This window comes from Streptomyces fractus, from assembly GCF_049844455.1.
GTDB lineage: Bacteria > Actinomycetota > Actinomycetes > Streptomycetales > Streptomycetaceae > Streptomyces > Streptomyces fractus.
This window is the reverse complement of record NZ_JBMYHI010000002.1, coordinates 6807744-6825396: the sequence shown is the minus strand read 5'-3', so window position 1 is coordinate 6825396 and position 17653 is coordinate 6807744. Positions and strand designations below refer to the sequence as shown.

General features: G+C 72.6%; 17 protein-coding genes. 5 read left to right on the top strand and 12 right to left on the bottom strand.

Annotated features, from left to right (window positions below; translation table 11 throughout):
* Positions 1-3: 3 nt before the first annotated feature.
* Positions 4-894 (bottom strand): 4,5:9,10-diseco-3-hydroxy-5,9,17-trioxoandrosta-1(10),2-diene-4-oate hydrolase, encoded by an 891-nt coding sequence (gene hsaD, locus ACP4E5_RS32855; RefSeq protein WP_425835092.1) that lies wholly within the window; start codon positions 892-894, stop codon positions 4-6.
* A complete protein-coding gene (gene hsaA / locus ACP4E5_RS32850) occupies positions 891-2084 on the bottom strand; it encodes a 3-hydroxy-9,10-secoandrosta-1,3,5(10)-triene-9,17-dione monooxygenase oxygenase subunit (RefSeq protein ID WP_425835090.1) in 1194 nt (397 codons plus the stop codon). Before hsaA ends, hsaD begins: the two co-directional genes overlap by 4 nt.
* Positions 2085-2339: 255 nt before the next feature.
* Between hsaA and ACP4E5_RS32845 the strand changes: the two genes are divergently transcribed.
* A complete protein-coding gene (locus tag ACP4E5_RS32845; RefSeq protein WP_425835088.1) occupies positions 2340-3197 on the top strand; it encodes an IclR family transcriptional regulator in 858 nt (285 codons plus the stop codon).
* A 22-nt stretch (positions 3198-3219) separates the two neighbouring features.
* Here the strand turns inward: ACP4E5_RS32845 and ACP4E5_RS32840 are convergent, their stop codons facing one another.
* The 7 genes from ACP4E5_RS32840 to ACP4E5_RS32810 all read right to left on the bottom strand — a co-directional run bounded on the left by ACP4E5_RS32840 (position 3220) and on the right by ACP4E5_RS32810 (position 9378).
* The gene (locus ACP4E5_RS32840; RefSeq protein ID WP_425835086.1) at positions 3220-4032 is read right to left on the bottom strand and encodes an SDR family oxidoreductase; all 813 of its coding nucleotides are present in this window, start codon (positions 4030-4032) and stop codon (positions 3220-3222) included.
* Positions 4033-4257: 225 nt separating this feature from the next.
* Positions 4258-5271 (bottom strand): 2Fe-2S iron-sulfur cluster-binding protein, encoded by a 1014-nt coding sequence (locus ACP4E5_RS32835; RefSeq protein ID WP_425835084.1) that lies wholly within the window; start codon positions 5269-5271, stop codon positions 4258-4260.
* On the bottom strand, positions 5258-5461 hold the full coding sequence (locus ACP4E5_RS32830) for a hypothetical protein (RefSeq protein WP_425835082.1): 204 nt from the start codon (positions 5459-5461) through the stop codon (positions 5258-5260). The genes ACP4E5_RS32835 and ACP4E5_RS32830 overlap by 14 nt, the downstream gene beginning before the upstream one ends.
* Positions 5458-6624 (bottom strand): 3-ketosteroid-9-alpha-monooxygenase, oxygenase component, encoded by a 1167-nt coding sequence (locus ACP4E5_RS32825; RefSeq protein ID WP_425835080.1) that lies wholly within the window; start codon positions 6622-6624, stop codon positions 5458-5460. The genes ACP4E5_RS32830 and ACP4E5_RS32825 overlap by 4 nt, the downstream gene beginning before the upstream one ends.
* A gap of 6 nt (positions 6625-6630) precedes the next feature.
* Positions 6631-7689: a 4-hydroxy-2-oxovalerate aldolase gene (dmpG, locus tag ACP4E5_RS32820; RefSeq protein ID WP_425835078.1), complete on the bottom strand. Its 1059-nt coding sequence runs from the start codon at positions 7687-7689 to the stop codon at positions 6631-6633.
* Positions 7686-8582 (bottom strand): acetaldehyde dehydrogenase (acetylating), encoded by an 897-nt coding sequence (locus tag ACP4E5_RS32815; RefSeq protein ID WP_425835076.1) that lies wholly within the window; start codon positions 8580-8582, stop codon positions 7686-7688. The genes dmpG and ACP4E5_RS32815 overlap by 4 nt, the downstream gene beginning before the upstream one ends.
* A 7-nt stretch (positions 8583-8589) precedes the next feature.
* Complete coding sequence (locus ACP4E5_RS32810) at positions 8590-9378, bottom strand: 2-keto-4-pentenoate hydratase (protein WP_425835074.1); 789 nt, start codon at positions 9376-9378, stop codon at positions 8590-8592.
* 161 nt (positions 9379-9539) lie between these two features.
* Here ACP4E5_RS32810 and ACP4E5_RS32805 point away from each other — a divergent pair, with 161 nt between their 5' ends.
* The 3 genes from ACP4E5_RS32805 to ACP4E5_RS32795 all read left to right on the top strand — a co-directional run bounded on the left by ACP4E5_RS32805 (position 9540) and on the right by ACP4E5_RS32795 (position 12743).
* Entirely contained in the window at positions 9540-9719 is a 180-nt protein-coding gene (locus ACP4E5_RS32805; RefSeq protein ID WP_425835072.1) for a hypothetical protein, read from the top strand.
* Between the two features lie 336 nt (positions 9720-10055).
* Positions 10056-11090, top strand: coding sequence for an acyl-CoA dehydrogenase family protein (locus ACP4E5_RS32800; RefSeq protein ID WP_425835070.1), 1035 nt, complete (start codon positions 10056-10058; stop codon positions 11088-11090).
* 51 nt (positions 11091-11141) lie between these two features.
* Positions 11142-12743 carry a flavin-containing monooxygenase gene (locus tag ACP4E5_RS32795; protein ID WP_425835068.1) on the top strand — a complete coding sequence of 534 codons (1602 nt, stop codon included), beginning with the start codon at positions 11142-11144 and terminating at the stop codon, positions 12741-12743.
* Here ACP4E5_RS32795 and ACP4E5_RS32790 read toward each other — a convergent pair.
* The 3 genes from ACP4E5_RS32790 to ACP4E5_RS32780 are packed head-to-tail and all read right to left on the bottom strand — an operon-like array spanning position 12733 to position 16073.
* Positions 12733-13665, bottom strand: a complete 933-nt coding sequence (locus ACP4E5_RS32790; protein ID WP_425835066.1) for an alpha/beta hydrolase — start codon at positions 13663-13665, stop codon at positions 12733-12735. The two genes, ACP4E5_RS32795 and ACP4E5_RS32790, sit on opposite strands and share 11 nt — an antisense overlap.
* Entirely contained in the window at positions 13662-14450 is a 789-nt protein-coding gene (locus ACP4E5_RS32785; protein WP_425835064.1) for an SDR family NAD(P)-dependent oxidoreductase, read from the bottom strand. Before ACP4E5_RS32785 ends, ACP4E5_RS32790 begins: the two co-directional genes overlap by 4 nt.
* Positions 14451-14492: 42 nt before the next feature.
* Entirely contained in the window at positions 14493-16073 is a 1581-nt protein-coding gene (locus tag ACP4E5_RS32780) for an FAD-dependent oxidoreductase (RefSeq protein ID WP_425835062.1), read from the bottom strand.
* Positions 16074-16312: 239 nt separating this feature from the next.
* On the opposite strand from ACP4E5_RS32780, the gene ACP4E5_RS32775 reads away from it, so the two are divergent.
* A complete protein-coding gene (locus ACP4E5_RS32775; RefSeq protein ID WP_425826047.1) occupies positions 16313-17533 on the top strand; it encodes an IS110 family RNA-guided transposase in 1221 nt (406 codons plus the stop codon).
* Positions 17534-17653 lie beyond the last annotated feature (120 nt).

Here is a 17653-nt window from a genome sequence, read left to right as displayed (position 1 = left end):
CGGTCAGTTGGTGAAGAAGTCGATCGCGAGGCGGTTGAACTCGTCGGCCTTCTCGGTCTGCGCCCAGTGGCCGCACTTGGGGAAGACGTGCAGGCGGGCGTTGGGCATCGTCTTGAGGGCGACGAACGCGCCGTCGATCGGGTTGACGCGGTCCTCGCGGCCCCAGGTCAGCAGCGTCTCGTGGGGGATCTTTCCGGCGTCGCGCCAGATCTGGGTGCGCTCGGCCCACTCGGGGTTGGCGAAGGAGGCGCCCATGCGGGCCGTGCCGAGGCGGACGTCGGGGTCGATGGCGCGCTGGTAGCGCTCCTCGACGAAGGCGTCGGTGACGATCGACCGGTCGTACGCGAGCGTGGTCAGGAACGCCCGCATCTGTGCGCGGGTCGGTTCGGCGGCGGTGTTGAACTCGAAGAGCTGCCGGATGCCCTCGGTCGGGTCGGCGTGGAAGAGGTTCAGGAAGATGCCGCCGGGGCCCATCAGGAGGAGCTTGCGGGCGCGGTCGGGGAAGTCGAGGGCGAGCCGGGCCGCGGTGCCGCCGCCGAGCGAGTTGCCGACGAAGTCGGCCTGCGGGATGCCGAGTTCGTCCATGAGGGCGACGGTGGAGCGGGCGGACGCCGTCCAGTAGTCGGCGTCGAGCTCGGGCTTGTCGCTGGCGCCGAAGCAGACCTGGTCGAGGAGGATGGTGCGGAACCCGGCGGCGACGAAGACCGGCAGGTTGGCGCCGAAGTTGGACCAGCCGCTCGCGCCGGGGCCGCCGCCGTGCAGGAAGATCACGACGGGCCCGTCCGCGGGTCCTGCCTCGTGGTAGGCGAGTTGGATGCCGCCCGCCTTCACGGAGCGGCGGGTGTTCTCCGAGGTGTACGAGGCGGTGTGCGGGGCCGTGTGCGGGGCGGTCACAGCATCACGTCCTGGATCTCCAGGCCCAGCGCGTCCTGGCCGTAGATGAGCAGGGCCCGCTCCGGGTCGTTGGCGGCGTGGCCGCGGCCGGTGTGGATGTCGCGCCAGGCGCGCTGGATGCCCGCGGGTCCCGCGCCCGTGCGCATCGCGTTGCCGCCCGCGTTCTCCATCAGCAGGTCGACGGCGGCCGCGGCGCGCTCGGTCGCGAGGACCTGGTCGCGGCGGGCGCGGGCGCGCAGCTCGGTCGGCAACGGGGCTCCGGAGCAGGCCAGTTCGTACATCTCGGCGATGTTGCCGCGCAGCTGCCGCCAGGCCGCGTCGATGTCGCTCGCGGCGCGGGCGAGGCGGATCTGCGCGAACGGGTCCTCGGCGACCTTCTGCCCGTAGCTGACGCGGATGCGCTCGCGGGTCGCGGCGACGAAGCCGTTCCAGGCGCCCTGCGCGATGCCGACGATCGGGGTGGAGATGGTGGTGGTGAAGACGCTCGCGTACGGGAGCCGGTACAGCGGGTCGGGGTTGACCTCGGCGCCGGGCGGGGTGAGGGCGGTGACCGGGCCGAAGGACAGGGCGCGGTGCTCGGGGACGAAGACGTCGTCGACGACGATGTCGTTGGAGCCGGTGCCGCGCAGGCCGACGGTGTCCCACACGTCCTTGATCTCGTAGTCCTGACTGGGCAGCAGGAACGAGCGCATGTCGACGAGGTTGCCGTCGGCGTCGGGCACCAGCGCGCCGAGGATCACCCACGAGGCGTGGTCGCAGCCGGACGAGAAGTGCCAGCGGCCCGACAGCCGGAAGCCGCCGTCGACGGGGGTGACCTTGCCGGTGGGGGCGTAGGAGGAGGAGATGCGGGTGTCGGCGCGCTCGCCGTTCTCACCCCACACCTCGTCCTGCGCCCGCTTCTCGTAGAGGCCGACGTGCCAGGGGTGGACGCCGACGACGGAGGCGACCCAGCCGGTGGAGCCGCAGGCCTGGGCGATCTCCTTGACGCCGTCGTAGAAGACGGTGGGGTCGGCGGCGTACCCGCCGTAGCGCTTCGGCTGGAGGAGGCGGAAGAAGCCGGTCGCGGTCAGTTCCTTGACGGTGGCCTCGGGGACCTTGCGCAGTTCTTCCGCCTCGGTGGCGCGCTCCGCGATGGCGGGCAGGAGGGCGCGGACCGAGGCGAGGACGTTTGTGGTGGTGGGGTCGGTCATGTCGCCGACGCTAAGCGGCTCCGCCGGGGGTGGACAGGTGAGGTTCCCGGTGAGCGGGAAGGGGCGCGCTGGGCGTCCTCCTACGTCGCGGGGCGCTGCCCCGGACCCCGCGCCTCAATCGCCGGCGGGGCTAGATAACCCCGGCCGAGGCGTGGCAAGGTCCATTCAGCGCTGGAGAGGGGCCGTGACGAGGCGGTCCGCCCATTTCTACGGGGGTGTGCTGTGCTCGAAACGGCCCTGGGGGCAGACGCTCCGTTGTCTCTCCTTGAGAAGGCGGAGAAGGTGCTCGCGGCCTTCGACGGGGGACGCGGCCGGCTGTCGCTGACCGAGATCATCCACCGTTCCGGCCTGTCGCGGTCGTCCGCGCACCGCATCCTCGACCAGTTGGTGAAGCTGCGCTGGCTGGACCGGGAGGGCCGTGACTACCGGCTGGGGCTGCGGATGCTGGAGCACGGCGGGCTCGCCGCGCACCACAACCGGCTGATCCGCGCGGCGATCCCGCACCTGGACGCGCTGCACGAGGCCACGGGCAAGCTGGTGCAGCTGTACGTCCTGGACGGCGTGACGGACGTGGTGTGCCTGGAGCGCGCCGGTTCGCTGCCGCAGTCGGTGGGGGACGCGACGGACCGGGCGTATCCGGTGCGGATCGGGGCGCGGCTGCCCGCGCACGCCACGGCCGCCGGCAAGGCGATCCTGGCATTCGGCGACAAGGACGACATCGAGCGGGTCGTCGCGGCCGGCCTGCGGCCGCGGACGCACCGCACGGTGACGCGGCCCGACGTGTTCTGCTCGGAGCTGTCGCGGGTGCGCACGGCGCAGATCGCGTACGACCGCGGGGAGACGTTCTCCGGGCTCGTGTGCTCGGCGGTGCCGTTGCGCGGCGCGGGCCGGGCGGTGGCCGCCGTGTCGCTCGGATCGCTCGGCGGGCTGCGGCCGTTGGAGCTGGCGGCGCCGCTGCTGCACGGGGCGGCGCGGGCGATCTGGCGGGACCTGAACGGACCGGGACGGGCGGCGCGGCACGCGCCCGCCCCGGACGTGACGCCGCAGGACGCGGCGGTGGACCGCACGATCCCCAACCTGCTGGGGTGGGTGCGGTCCGACTCCTGGATGTGAGCCCTGAGGGCCGGTACGCGGGTCAGCCGGCCTGCGGGTGCCACACCTTCGGCCAGTCCGTGGCGCGCAGTTGGGCGTCGAGGCCGCCGTCCGCGTAGAAGACGGAGCCGACGCAGTACGCGGACTTCGGTGACAGCAGGAACTCGACGAGGTCGACGATCTCCTCTGGCCTGCCCGCCCGGCCCGCCGGAATCAGTCCGAGGAACGTCCGGATGCCCTCGGCGGTCGCCGGGTCCTCGGCCGCGGCGCGGGTCATCGGGGTGTCGATGTAGCCGGGCGCGACCGCGTTGAGCCGGATGCCGTCGCCCTGGAAGTCGGCGGCGCGGGTGCGGGCGTACCAGGCGAGGGCGGCCTTGGTGGCCGGGTAGGCGCCGATGCCGCCGTCCCGCGCGCCCGCCTCGTCGGCGATGCGGCGGGCCTCGTCCTCGTCCCCGGCGAGGCAGGCCTCTGCGACGTGCTGCGGCCAGTCGGGCTGGGTGGTCGTCGAGTTGGAGGAGGCGAGGACGACGGAGGAGGTTCCGGCGGCGGCGAGCGCCGGCCGCAGGCCCTCCAACAGGCCGATCGCACCGAAGTAGTTGACCGCTACGAGCAGGCTGGAGGGGCGGCCCGCGCCGCCCGCGAGCCCGGCGAACGGCAGGAACCCGTCGAGCCTGCCGCCGCCGATCCGGTTGATCTCGGCGACGGCGTGGGATCGGCCCTCCGCGGTGCCCAGGTCGGCGGTGACGTCGGCGTTCTTGAGGTCGACGCCGATGACGGTGTCGCCCTGCGCGCGCAGCCGCTCGGCGAGTGCGGCGCCCATGCCGGAACCGGCTCCGGTGACGGCGATCGTGGACATGTGATCCTCCAGCCGCCCGGACTGTCGACCGTCCGGACTCTCGTCGGTGGTAGGGCGTGTTTCGAAAGTAGCGTCGTCCGCCCGCAGGGCGGGCCTCGCGGGGCCTGGTGCGTGCGATCGCAAGGCGCCGGAATGGTCTCGTAGCGGAGCTACTAGGGCATTTCGGCAACGCCGCGAGCGTGCGTGCCAGGCCCCGCGAGGCAGACGGGACTTTCGAAACACGCCCTAGTACTCGATCCGTACATGATCCGTCGTCGGCAGCGCCTGGCAGGCAAGGGTGTACCCCTCGGCGAGGTCCTCGGCGTCGAGGACCTCGTTGTGCCGCAGGGTCACCGTGCCCTCCACGACCCGGCATGTACAGGCCGCGCAGGCGCCCTCGCGGCAGGAGTACGGGGCCGGGACGCCCGCCGCGAGGAGGGTGTCGAGGAGCGGGGTGTGCTCGTCGCCGGCCGCCTCGTGGGTCCGCCCGTACAGGTCGGCGGTGACCGTCACGGAGGAGCCTGCGGGGGCGGGCGCGGGCGCGGTGAACACGTCGCCGGTCAGGGAGAAGTACCGCTCCCGGTGCACTGCGGCCGCGCCCGCCTCCCGCAGGACGTCCTCGGCGCCGTCCATCAGGGGCTGCGGCCCGCACAGGTAGGCGGTGCGGCCCGGTGCGAGCGGGGTGAGGAGTGCGCCGAGCGCGCCGCGGGTGGGCAGGCCCTGGAGGGTCTCCAGCCAGTGGACGACCGCGAACCGGCCGGGGTGCTCCTCCGTGAGGCCCCACAGCGCGTCCCGGAAGATCACCGAGTCCTGGTCGCGGTTGGCGTACACGAGGGTGACCGTGCCGGTGCCCGCGGCGAGCACGGAGCGGGCGATCGACAGGCACGGGGTGATGCCGCTGCCGCCCGCGAGCATCAGCACATCCTCGTCGAGGGACGCGGGCGTGAACGTCCCTGCGGGCGGCAGGCACTCCAGTACGTCACCGGGCCGCACCTCGTCGCACACCCACCCGGAGCCCGCGCCGCCCGGCACCTTCTTCACGGTGATCCGGGGCGGCTCCCCGGTGTACGGGGACGAGGCGAGGGAGTAGCAGCGGGCGCCGCCGCCGGGGACGCGCAGGGTGAGGAACTGGCCAGGCAGGTACGGGAGTTCGGGGGCGTCGAGGACGAGCGACACGGCGTCGGCGGTCTCCCGGACGACCTCGGCCACCCGCAGCGTGAGCACGCCCGCGATCGGCTCGGCCAGGTCAGCGCTGGTCACGCCGGGTCACCTCCAGACGCCCCTCGTCGACGGCCCGGTCGATCGACGCGCGCAGCTCCGGGCAGCCCTGCGCGCCGAGGCACCGGCAGGCGGCCGACGCGGTGTGCGTCCACTGGATCTGGAGGTGGTACGGGCTGTACTTCTCGCAGAGCACCTGGCCGCCGCAGGCGCCGCAGCCGACGGGCGTCATGCCCCGCCCCCGGTGACGTACGAGGTGACGCCGCCCGCCTTCAGGTTCTGCTCGGCCTCGGCGCGCCAGTTGTCATTGGCGTGCCGGGTGTCGAGCTCGAACTCGAAGCGGTCCGTCATCTCGTCCTTGACGTCGGCGGCGTCGACGTAGAACTGCTCGTACCAGCGCCGCAGTTGATAGACCGGGCCGTCCTCCTCGGTGAGGAGCGGGTTGTCGATGCGGGTCTTGTTCTTCCAGATCTCGACGTCCTGCTCGAAGCCGACGGCGAGGCCCTCGCTGGTGACGCGGGCGGCCTCGGCGGCCTCCTCGTCGCTCATGCCGGGCAGCTTCTTGACCATGGCGCCGTACATGAGGACGAAGCGGTCGGGGCCCACCGGGTAGTGGCAGTTGATGAGGACGGTCTCCATCTCGGTGCCCGGCGCGACCTCCGCGTACAGCCAGTCGATCATGTACGAGGGGCCGAAGTAGGAGGCCTCGGAGCGCAGTCCGCCGGAGGCGGAGAGGGTGCCGAGGTCGATGTCGGGGCGCGGCTCGGACTTCATGTACTGGGTGGCGACGTGGCCCTCGAAGACGTTCTTGAAGAACACGGGGAACGAGTAGTGCACGTAGTAGAAGTGCGCCATGTCGACGACGTTGTCGACGATCTCGCGGCAGTTGGTGTCGATGGTGACGGAGTTCCACTGCCAGTCGGACCACAGTTCGCGCTCCTCCAACGGGCCGTGGATTCCGGCGAGTTCGGGGATGTCCTGCTCGGGCGGCGGCGGGTTGCCCTCGGGGTCGTGCCAGACGAAGAGCTGCCTGTTGCGCTCCAGGGCGTGCCAGGTGCGGGTCTTGGCGCGCGGCGGGACGCGGCGGGCGTAGGGGATCTCGCGGCAGCGGCCGTTGCCGCCCCAGCGCCAGTCGTGGAAGGGGCAGGCGAGGGTGTCGCCCTTGACGGTGCCGTGGGCGAGGTTGCCGCCCATGTGCGGGCAGAAGGCGTTGAGGACGTGCAACTGCCCGTCCTCCGCGCCCTCGAAGACGACGAGGGTGGTGCCGAACGCCTCGACCTCGTGGGGCTTTCCGTCGCGGAAGTCGGCGGCGAGGCCGATGCAGTGCCAGCCGCGGGCGAAGCGGGTGGGGGCGGCTCCGGCGTCGATGACACGTACGTCCTGGGTGGTCGTCATGGCACATCAGGCTTTCTGTGAGAGAGCTGAGAGAGCGACGGCGATGTCGATGAGCTGGTCCTCCTGGCCGCCGACGAGCTTCCTGCGCCCGGCTTCCAGGAGGATGTCGGTGGCGCTGACCCCGTAGTGCGCGGCCTGGCGCTCGGCGTGCTTGAGGAACGAGGAGTACAGGCCCGCGTAGCCGATGAGCAGCGAGTTCCGGTCGAGCAGGCACTCGTCGGCCATGATCGGGCGGATCTCGTCCTCGGCCGCGTCGATGATCTTCAGTACGTCGATGCCGGTGCGCCAGCCGGACCGTTCGGCGACCGCGGCCCAGGCCTCGGTCGGGGTGTTGCCCGCGCCGGCGCCGAAGCGGCGGGTGGAGGCGTCGATCTGGCGGGCGCCCGCGCGGACGGCGGCGATGGAGTTGCCCACGCCGAGGCCGAAGTTCTCGTGGCCGTGGAAGCCGACCTGCGCGTCGTCGCCCAGCTCGGCGACGAGCGCGGAGACGCGGTCGGTGACGCCGTCCATGAGAAGGGCGCCCGCGGAGTCGACGACGTACACGCACTGGCAGCCCGCGTCGGCCATGATGCGGGCCTGCTTCGCGAGGGTCTCCGGGGTGGTGGAGTGGGCCATCATCAGGAAGCCGACGGTCTCCAGACCCATTTCGCGGGCGAGTTGGAAGTGCTGCTCGCTGACGTCGGCCTCGGTGCAGTGGGTGGCGACGCGGCAGATCCGCGCGCCGCCTGCGTGGGCCTCGCGGATGTCGTCCTTGGTGCCGAGACCGGGAAGCATCAGGAAGGCGATCTTCGCGTGGGTGGCCGTGTCGACGGCCGCCTTGATGAGCTCCTGCTCGGGGGTGTGCGAGAAGCCGTAGTTGAAGGAGGAGCCGCCGAGGCCGTCGCCGTGGGTGACCTCGATGACGGGGACGCCGGCCGCGTCGAGGGCGCCGACGACGGTGCGTACCTGGCCGGTGGTGAACCGGTGGCGGTGGGCGTGGGAGCCGTCGCGGCAGAAGGAGTCGGTGACGCGGATGTCGAGCGCGTCCGAGAAGGGCTTGGCCAATGCGGTTGCCGGGCTGGTCACTTGGCGATCCCCTTCGCGAACTCCTCGCCGACCCTGGTCGCGGCGGCGGTCATGATGTCGAGGTTTCCTGCGTACGGCGGCAGGAAGTCGCCCGCGCCCTCGACCTCCAGGAACAGGGCGACGCGGGCCATGCCGCCGTTCTCGGGGCGGGCCTCGTCGAACTGCGGGTCCGCGCGCAGCCGGTAGCCGGGCACGTACTCGGCGACCTGGGCGGCGATCTCCTTGACGCTGCGCACGATGGCCTCGTGGTCAGCGTCCTCGGGGAGGGCGCAGAAGACGGTGTCGCGCATGATGACGGGTGGCTCGGCCGGGTTGAGGATGATGATCGCCTTGCCGCGGTCTGCGCCGCCGATGTCCTCGATGCCGCGCGCGGTGGTGCGGGTGAACTCGTCGATGTTCTGGCGGGTGCCGGGCCCTGCGGAGACGGAGGCGACGGACGCCACGATCTCCGCGTACGGCACCGGAACGACCCGGGACACCGCGTACACCATCGGGATGGTGGCCTGGCCGCCGCAGGTGACCATGTTGACGTTGTCGGCGTCTACGTGGGCGGTGAGGTTGGCGGGCGGGACGACGCCGGGTCCTACGGCGGCCGGGGTGAGGTCGATCGCCTTGATGCCCGCCTCCTTGTAGCGGGGGGCGTTCTCCCGGTGCACGTACGCGCTGGTCGCCTCGAAGACGAGGTCCGGGAGTTCGTCCTGCGCGAGCAGCCAGTTGACCCCGTCGTGGCCGGCGTCGAGGCCGGCGGCGCGGGCCTTGGCGAGGCCCTCGCTGGCCGGGTCGACGCCGACCATCCAGCGCGGCTCGATGTGCTCGGAGCGCAGCAGTTTGTAGAGGAGGTCGGTTCCGATGTTGCCGGAGCCGACGATGGCGGCGGTCGCGTTCTTCGTCATACGGACCTCACTTGGTGAACGTCAGGGACACCGGGCCGAGCCCGGTGAAGTCGGCGGTGTACGTGCGGCCGGGCGCGACGTCGACGGCCCGCGTGCACGAGCCGGGCAGGATCAGGTGGCCGGCCTCCAGGCGCACCCCGAACCGGGCGACCGTGCGGGCGAGCCAGGCGACGGACTCGGCGGGGTCGCCGAGGACGGCGTCGCCGCGCCCGGACGCGAGCAGGGCGCCGGTGTCGTCGGTGAGGTAGGCCTCCACGTCTCGCAGGTCCAGGTCGCCGATCGGGCGGCCGGGACCGGTCACGTATCCGGCCGATGAGGCGTTGTCGGCGATGGTGTCGGCGATCGCGATGCGCCAGTCCTCGATCCGGGAGTCGATCAACTCCAGTGCGGGGACGACGTGTTCGGTGGCGGCGTACACGTCGGCGACGGTGCAGTCCTCCCCGGGCAGGGCGGCGCCGAGCACGAAGCCGATCTCGACCTCGACGCGTGGCACGCAGTACCGGCCGACGGGCACGGGGGTTTCCTCGGCCAGTTCCATCGCGGCCAGGAGGTGGCCGTAGTCGGGCTCGTCGACGCCCATCATCCGCTGCATCACGGGCGACGACAGGCCGACCTTGTGGCCGCGGACGGTCTCCCCCGCGGCCAGCCGGTCGCGGATGCCGATGAGCTGGATCTCGTAGGCGTCGACGGCGGTGATGCCGTCGAAGGTCTCCGTCAACGGACGGATCGGCGAGCGCGCGGACTCCGCCGCGGCCAGCGCCTCTGCGGCCTTGCGCCGCTCGTGCTCGGTGAGCATCGGGACCGCTCCTCGCTGCTGGGTTGCGGCGAACGTAGGCGGCGTACGGAGGCGGCGGCGACGGCGTCTTCCCGGTGAGCGGGAAGCCGTGGCTGACCGGGTGGCGGCGGCTCTGCGAGCGTCCCAGGCGTGACCGAGTTCCCACGGAAGGAGCACGCCGGATGACCGGGTACAGCAGTGAGCAGGAGGAGCTGCGGGGCGCGGTGCGTCAGGTGCTCGGCGCCCATGAAGGCCCTGCGGCCTGGGCGCCGCTGGCCGGACAACCAGGACCGGCAGGACCCGCGACCCCGGAAGCACACCAAGCGTTCGGTGTCGCCGCCAGCAAGGCGGTGGACAGGTGAGCGAGTACAGCAGTGAACAGGAAGAGCTGCGGAGCGCGGTGCGTCAGGTGCTCGGCGCCCACGAAGGCCCAGCGGCCTGGGCACCGCCGGCCGGACGACCAGGACTGGCAGGACCCGCGACCCCGGAAGCACACCAAGCGTTCGGTGTCGCCGCCAGCAAGGCGGTGGACAGGTGAGCGAGTACAGCAGTGAACAGGAAGAGCTGCGGAGCGCCGTGCGTCAGGTACTCGGCGCCCACGAAGGCCCAGCGGCCTGGGCACCGCCGGCCGGACAACCAGGACCGGCAGGACCCGCGACCCCGGAAGCACACGGAGCCGCCAGGAAGGCGGTGGACAGGTGAGCGGGTACAGCAGTGAACAGGAGGAACTGCGGGGCGCCGTGCGTCAGGTGCTCGGCGCCCACGAAGGACCTGCGGCCTGGGCGCCGCTGGCCGGGCGGGTCGGGGTGGCGGGGCTCGCGGTGCCGGAGGAGTACGGGGGGTTCGGTGCGGGTGGCGGGGAACTGGCCGTCGTGGGCGAGGAGTTGGGGCGGGCGCTGAGTCCCGTGCCGTTCCTGGACAGTGCGGTGCTCGTGCCGAGGGCGCTCGCGGCGAGCGGGGACGGCGAGGCGTGCGCGCGGCTGCTTCCGGGGCTCGCGGAAGGGGCGCGGACGGCGTCCCTCGCGTGGGCGGAGGACGGCGGCGCGGGCTGGGACACGGACCGGCTGCGTACGCACGCGGTCCTCGACGGGGGTGCGTGGCGGGTGTCCGGCGCGAAGGAGCATCTGCTCGCGTGCGGCGACGACTTCCTGGTGGTGGCGCGGACGGAACGGCACGGCCCGAGCCTGTTCCACGTACCGGCGACGGCGGCCGACGTCCGGGTCTCGCCCGTGCCCGTGATGGACGCGACACGACCCCAGTGGCGCCTGGACCTTCTCCGCACGCCGGCCCGTCCGGTGGGCGAACTCGGCGACGCGGCAGGGGTGTTGTCCGAGGCGCTGGAGGCGGGCTCCCTCGTGCTCGCGGCGGACGCGGTGGGCGGGGCGTCGGCGGTCTTCGAGCTGACGCTGCGGTACGCGAAGGAGCGTGAGCAGTTCGGCCGGCCCATCGGCTCCTTCCAGGCGGTCAAGCACCGCCTCGCCGACCTGTTCACGGAGCTGGAGGCGGCACGCTCGCTCCTCCTCGCCGCCGCGCACGGCGACATTCCGGCCGGGGCCGCGAAGGCGGCGTGCTGCGAGACGTACGAGCACGTCGCGGGCGAGGCGATCCAGCTGCACGGCGGCATCGCCATCACCTGGGAGCACTCCGCCCACCGCTTCTTCAAGCGCGCCCACTCCACGGCCCGCCTGCTCGGCTCCCCCGCCTGGCACCGCGGCCGCCTGTCCCTCGTCTGACCACCCACGACCCTCCCGGCCCTCTACGACCTACGACCCTAAGGACCCGTCATGCCCGAACAGGTGGATGTCGTCATCGTCGGCGCCGGATTCTCCGGCCTCTACGCCGCGTACCGGATGCGTGAACTCGGCCTCAGCGTCGCCGGGTTCGAGCGTGGCGCGGACGTCGGCGGGGTCTGGTACTGGAACCGGTACCCGGGCGCCCGCTGCGACGTGGAGTCCGTCGACTACTCGTACTCCTTCGACAAGGACCTGGAGCAGGAGTGGGACTGGTCGGAGAAGTACGCGACGCAGCCGGAGATCCTGCGCTACATCGAGCACGTCGCGCAGCGGCACGGCCTGCGGCGGCACTTCACCTTCGGCACGTCCGTGGTCTCCGCCGAACTGGACGAGGAGCGGCTGCGCTGGACGGTGCGCACGGACGGCGGACAGACCGTCGAGGCCCGGTACGTGCTGTTCGGCGTCGGCTGCCTGTCGTCCACCCACCTCCCCGAGATCGAGGGCATCACCGACTTCGCCGGAGCCTCGTACCACACGGGCGAATGGCCGCACGAGGGCGTGGACCTCACCGGGCTGCGGGTCGGCGTCATCGGCACGGGCTCGTCCGGCATCCAGTCGATCCCCGAAATCGCCGCACAAGCAGCCGAGTTGACGGTGTTTCAGCGGAGCGCCAACTACTCGATCCCGGCGGGGAACAAGCCGCTGAGCGACGAGGAACGCGCCGCCCAGAAGGCGGAGTACGCCGAGCGGCGCCGCCTCGCCCGGCTCTCCGGCGGCGGCTCGCCGCACCTGGCGCATCCGCTGAGGACGCTGGAGGCCTCGCCCGACGAGCGCCGCGCGGCGTTCGAGGAGCGCTGGGAGCTGGGCGGGGTCCTGTACTCGAAGACGTTCCCCGACCAGCTGACCGACCGCGCGGCGAACGACGAGGCGCGCCGGTTCTGGGAGGAGAAGGTGCGGGCGGAGATCGCCGACCCGGTCGTCGCCGAGCAGCTCATCCCCACCGATCACCCCATCGGCACCAAGCGGATCGTGACGGACGACGGCTACTTCGCGACGTACAACCGCGACCACGTGCACCTGGTGAACCTGCGCGCCAACCCCCTCGAACGGGTCGAGGCGGACGGCATCCGCCTCGCGGACGGCACGCTCGTCGAGCTCGACGTGATCGTGTACGCGACCGGCTTCGACGCGATGACCGGCTCCCTCGACCGGATCTCCGTCACCGGCCGGGGCGGGCGCACGCTGAAGGAGGCGTGGGCGGCGGGCCCGCGCACGTACCTCGGGCTCGGCGTGGACGGCTTCCCGAACCTCTTCAACCTGGCGGGCCCCGGCTCGCCGTCCGTCCTCGCCAACATGATCCTCTGCGGCGAGCAGCACACCGACTGGATCGCCGGGCTGCTCGACCATCTGCGCGAGGGCGGCTACGCGGGCGTGGAGGCGCGCGCCGACGCCGTGGACGCGTGGGTGGACGAGTGCCGGGAGCGGGCCGACGGCACGCTGATGACGGCGGCGAACTCCTGGTACCTCGGCGCCAACATCCCGGGAAAGCCACGGGTGTTCATGCCGTTCGTAGGCGGTTTCGGGGTGTACGGCGACATCATCGAGAAGGTCGCGGCATCCGGGTACCAGGGGTTCGAGCTGCTCAGCGGGTGACGTTCGCCAGATGGGCGAAGGCCGCCGCGCGGGCCGCCTTCGCCTCGGGCAGCGCGGCGTCCCCGCCCATCGTCATGAAGCCGTGGAACGCCTCGTCGTAGCAGTGGTGCCGGGTGGGAACCCCGGCCGCGGCCAGGAGTTCGGCGTAGCGCCGGCCCTCGTCGCGCAGCGGGTCGAGGCCGGCGGTGACGACGAACGCGGGCGGCAGACCGTCGAGCCGGTCGGCTGCGAACGGGGTGGCGCGGGGGTCGCTGGCGTCCTCGGGGCGGCGCAGGTACTGCTGCCAGTACCAGCGCAGATGGTCGGCGGTGACGAAGTACCCCTGCGCGTTCTCCTCGTACGAGGCCGAGTCCCCGGCCGGGTCCAGCATCGGGTAGTACAGGTGCTGGGCGGCGAGCTGCGGCCCGCCGCGCTCCCGGGCGAGCAGCGCGGTGACCGCGGCGAGATTGCCGCCCGCGCTGTCGCCCGCGACGACGAGGGGCCGGTCCGGGTACGCCTTCGCGGTCCACTGGAGCGCGGTGTAAGCGTCCTCGGGGGCGGCGGGGAAGGGGGCCTCGGGGGCGAGCCGGTAGTCGACGGACACGACCGACGCGCCGCTCCCCGCGGCGAGTTCGCGGCAGAACCCGTCGTGCGAGTCGAGGGAGCACAGCACCATGCCGCCGCCGTGGAAGAAGACGACGACGGGCGCCTCCTCGTTCGCGCTCGCGGGGTCGTAGACCCGCACGGGCACACCGTCGGCGTCCAGGTCGGTCACCCGGTGCAACGCGGGAAGCCGGGGCGGCGGCGGGGCGGGGCGCTCCGCGAAGTACGTCCGTACGTCACGGATGTCGGTGAACTCGGTGCCCAGGGCGGGGAACCCGGCGGCGCAGGCGTCGATGAGCGCCTGCACGTCGGGGCGGGGGCGGGCGCCGGGAGGGCTCATCGGGCGTCCCCCTGGCCGCGGTCGCGCGGGGTGAGCGCCGGCATCCGCCCGGCCGACGCGCCGCCGTCCGCGGCGACCTCGGCGCCGGTGAGGTAGGAGGCGTCGTCGGAGGCGAGGAACGCGACGAGCCGGGCCACCTCCTCGGGCCGGCCGATGCGGCCGAGCGCGGCGGCCGGGTGCTCGGTGGTGCCGAGGTGGGCGGTCATCGCCGTGTCGATGGCGCCAGGGAAGACGGCGTTGACGCGGATGCCGTCGCCGCCGAGTTCGAGGGCGGCGGTCCGGCTCAGCCCGCGCAGCCCCCACTTCGCTGCCCCGTACGAGCCGTGTCCCCAGATGCCCTGGACCCCGGCCTGCGAGGAGATGTTGACGATCGCGCCGCCCCGCTCCCCCGCCCGCATGGCGGGGACGGCGGCCTGGACGCCCAGGAACGGGCCGACGAGGTCGACCTTGAGGATCCGCTCCAGCTGCGCGGGGTCCTCGTCGACGATGGGTGACGTCGTGTAGATCGCGGCGTTGTTGACGAGGATGTCGAGCCGCCCGTACGCGCCGACGGCGACGTCGACGGCGTGCGCCCAGGAGGCCGCTTCGGTGACGTCGAGCTTCACGAACCGTGCGGCGTCGCCGAGTTCGGCGGCGACCTTCTCCCCCTCGGCCACGAGTACGTCCCCGAGCACGACCCGCGCGCCGCGCGCCACGAGTTCGCGGGCGATGGCCTCGCCCATGCCGCGGGCCGCGCCGGTCACGAGGGCGGCCTTCCCGGCCAGTTGCCCCTGCCACTCACTCATCGTCGTTCGCCTCCAACTCGGTTCCTGCGTCGGCTCTTCGCCCTACTTCTCACGCGCGCCCCCGGCCATCCGTCCGGCGGCCCGGTGCCCGAACACCATTCCCGTGCCGATGGGCGCGCCGGGGCCCGGGTACACCGCGCCCGTGACGTTCGCCGCCGTGTTCCCCACCGCGTACAGGCCCTCGATCACGGAGCCGTCCCCGCGCAGCACCCGCGCGTCCGCGTCCGTGACGACGCCGCCCTTCGTGCCCAGGTCGCCGAGCACGATCCGCACCGCGTGGAACGAGCCGGACGACAGGGGCAGCAGGCACGGGTTGGGCGCGCCCTCCTCGCCCTCGCCCGCGAAGAACCGGTCGTAGGGGTCGTCGCCGCGCGCGAAGTCCGGGTCGTGGCCCTTCTCCGCGTACTCGTTGAACGCCGTGACGGTCGCGGCGAGGCCTTCCACCGGCACCCCGATCGCCTCGGCGAGCGCCTCCACGGAGTCGGCGCTGTGCCACACCCCGGCGGCCTCGAACGACTCGCGGTCGACCGGGACGAGGACGATGCCGGGCGGCTCCTCGCCGTGCCGCGCGTCCCACACCCACCACACGGGGCGCTCGGGCGCGTCCCCGGCCCCCGCCGCGATCATGGCCCGGCCCATCCGGTCGTAGGACAGGCACTCGTTGGCGAACCGGCGTCCCTCGGCGTCGACGAAGACACCGCCGCGGAAGCCGAGCGCGAACGCGGCCCCGCCGTCGGGGAAGAGGACGGACGGGCACCACCAGCTCTCGCCGAGCAGCGATGTCGCCGCGCCGAGCCCTCGCGCGGCCCGCAGCGCGTCGCCCGTACCGCCGCCCGCGGGACCCATCGTCCAGTCGGCGCCCGGCCCGTTGCCCCAGGCGCGGCGCAGTTCGGCGTCCCGCTCGTAGCCGCCGGCGGCGAGCAGCACACCCCGTCGGGCCCGGATCCAGACCGTACGGCCCTGCGGGTCCCGCACCTCGGCGCCGACGACCCGCCCGTCCTCGTCCTGTACGAGGGCGGTGAACGCGGTACGTGTCCGGGTTCGCCCACCGGCCGCCTCCAGCGCCAGCAGCAGCCGGCCGATCAGCGCGCGTCCGTCCTCCAGCGCCCCTTCGGGCGCCGGCACTCCGAGCCGTTCGCTCCATGCGGGCGGGCGGACGGCGTCGAGCAGCGGCTGCTCGCCCTCGGGGCGCTCCAGGGTGACGGGGAAGACGCCGCGCCCGGCGTCGAAGCGGCCGGGGCCCGGGTAGTAGTCGGGGAACGGCCGGTACTCCAACCGCAGGAACTCGCTGCGCTCCAGGAACTCGACGGTGGGCCCTGCCCCGTCGAGGTACGCGTCCTGCAACTCGTGCGGCGTCGAGTCGCCGACCAGGGAGCGGAAGTACGCGCGGGCCAGGTCGGCGCTGTCCTCGACGCCGGCGCGGGCCTGCGCCTGGTTGCCGGGGAGCCACAGGCAGGCCCCGGCGTACGCGGTCGTCCCGCCGTAGTACTCGGTCTTCTCGACGACGAGGGTGTCGAGGCCGCGCGCGGCGGCGCTGTACGCGCCGGTCAGGGCGGCGCCGCCGGAGCCGACGACCAGCACGTCGACCGTCTCGTCCCACTCGACCACAGGGGTGGCGCTCATTAGAGGACCATCCCTTCTGCAGCCCTCACGAGTAGGGTTGTGACCTCTCGGTCCCGGTGGGTGCATGGCTTGTGTCGCGAGCTGCTCGACGGCCACTGTGAGTTATGCCAGCCCCGCCGGGCCGAGGCCGTCTGATCGGCTTCAGGGACACGCCCCGCAGAGGGCCGATTAATGAGCTCCCGGCAGACGTCCTCACCACCGGGCAGGTCCTTGGCGCACGACACAGAGGTGCTTCTTTCGTGTACATCGGCTGGGACTGGGCGACCGAGACCCACGACGTGACGGTCATGGACAACTCTGGTGCGAGGGTTGACCGTTGGGAGTTCTCGCACACCGAGGACGGCATCGCCAGGACGCTGGCCAAGCTGGCGAAGTGCGGTGCCCCGGCGGACCTTCCGGTGGCCATCGAGACTACCCGCGGCCTGGCCGTGGACAGGCTGCTGGCCGCCGGGCACCCCGTGGTGCCGGTGCATCCCAACGCCTTCCACGCGATGCGCCCGCGATGGGGCGCATCCAAGGCCAAGACGGACGCCGGCGACAGCCTCAAGCTCGCCGACTACCTGCGCACCGACGGCCACTTCCTGCCCCGCCTGGAGCCCACCGAGCAGGCCACCATGGACCTGCAGGCCCTCACTCGGCAGCGGGCCGATCACGTCGAGGCCCGCATCGCGGCTGTCAACCAGCTCGCGGCCCTCCTGGACGCACACTGGCCCGGCGGCAAGGCCGTCTTCTCCAGCCTCGACAGCGATATCGCGCTGACCTTCCTGGAGCGATACCCCACCCCGTCCGCGGCCGCCGAGCTCACCGCCGGACGACTGGAAGCCTGGTGCAAACGGCAGGGATACTCGGGAAAGCGCCCCGGCAGCGTCCTGATCGGGCGCCTGCGCTCCGCTCCCACCGCGGCCTCCCGCCTCAGCAAGAACGTCGTCGGACAGCTGGTACGCACCCAGGTCCAGCTCGTGCGGGGCATCCGCGCGACCATCCAGGCCCTGGACAAGTCCATCGCGGACGCGGTAGCCACCCACCCCTACGCGCCACTCCTCGCGACCATGCCCCGCATCGGCACGGTCAATCTCGGCCAGATCATCGGTGAGCTCGGCCCGATCCTCGAACGCTCCCGCACCAGCGAGCAGTTCATCGCCGAGACCGGCGTCGTCCCGGTGACCCGGGCATCCGGAAAGTCCCGCGTGGTGACCTTCCGCTACGCGACCAACAGACGTGCCCGGCAGGCCATCGTCACCTACGCCGACAACAGCCGACACGGCAGTGACTGGGCCGCAAAGATCTACAACGACGCCCGGACCGCCAAGAAACGCCACCCGCACTCGGCCCGCATCCTCGCCCGCTCGTGGCTCCGTGTGATCTGGGCCTGCTGGCGCACCGGCACCTGCTACGACCCCGAGATCCATCAAGCCAACAACAAGATCAAACCGGCGCTCGACATGCCCAAAACCGCCTAGAGGTTGACTCAGGGAACTCACAGCGTCCCGCTCCTCTCGTGCGACTGGGGAAGGACGGCTCGGGCGCTCCCCGGCACGGCCGGTTCGGCGGGGCGTCGCGGCACGGGCGTGCCGCCGGGC